This window comes from Polaromonas sp. P1_E3 (genome assembly GCF_056405935.1).
Genome location: NZ_JBFUBD010000782.1, coordinates 1 through 702, shown reverse-complemented (window position 1 = coordinate 702; position 702 = coordinate 1). Strand labels below are relative to the sequence as shown.

Sequence of the window (702 nt, the reverse complement as noted above, 5' to 3'; positions counted from 1 at the left end):
CTCATACCTCGTGCCTGCGTTGTTGAGTGGTGAGCGCGTCTTGCTCTCCACTGCCACCAAAGCCTTGCAGGACCAACTTTTTGGCCGCGATTTGCCGCGCTTGATCGAGGCCCTTGGTCTTCCGGTCAGTACAGCGCTTCTCAAGGGGCGAGCCAGTTACCTCTGCCTGCACCGTATGGAAATGGCACGCCAGGAAGCACATTTACCAGAGGGTGTTTCGGTTCGCGCCCTGGCCCGGATTGAAGAATGGTCCAAGGTGACACGAACCGGTGATTTGGCCGAACTGCCGGGGCTGGACGAACGGTCACCTGTGATTCCCTTTGTGACCTCCACGCGAGAAAACTGCCTGGGCGCTAACTGCCCGCGTTTCCGGGCCTGCCATGTAAATCTCGCTCGCAGGGAAGCCATGGCCGCCGATGTAGTGGTAATCAACCATCATTTGTTCTTTGCCGACCTTGCGGTACGTGAATCTGGCGTCGCTGAGCTGCTGCCTTCCGTGCGCGTCGCCATTTTTGACGAAGCGCATCAGCTCAACGAGACCGGCGTCCAGTTTCTGGGGACGAACCTGACCACGGGCCAGCTTCTCGATTTTGCCAGGGACATGCTGGCCACTGGCCTGCAATTGGCCCGGGGGCTGGTGGACTGGCAGGATGTGGTGTCGGGTGTCGAGCAGGCTGCGCGCGAGCTTCGCCTGTGCGCCGG

The 702-nt window shown here is 60.4% G+C and carries 1 protein-coding gene; it reads left to right on the top strand.

Annotated features, from left to right (window positions below):
• Positions 1 to 702, top strand: a 702-nt coding sequence (locus AC1D0Z_RS23500; RefSeq protein ID WP_477660526.1) for an ATP-dependent DNA helicase, incomplete at both ends; no start/stop codon positions are given.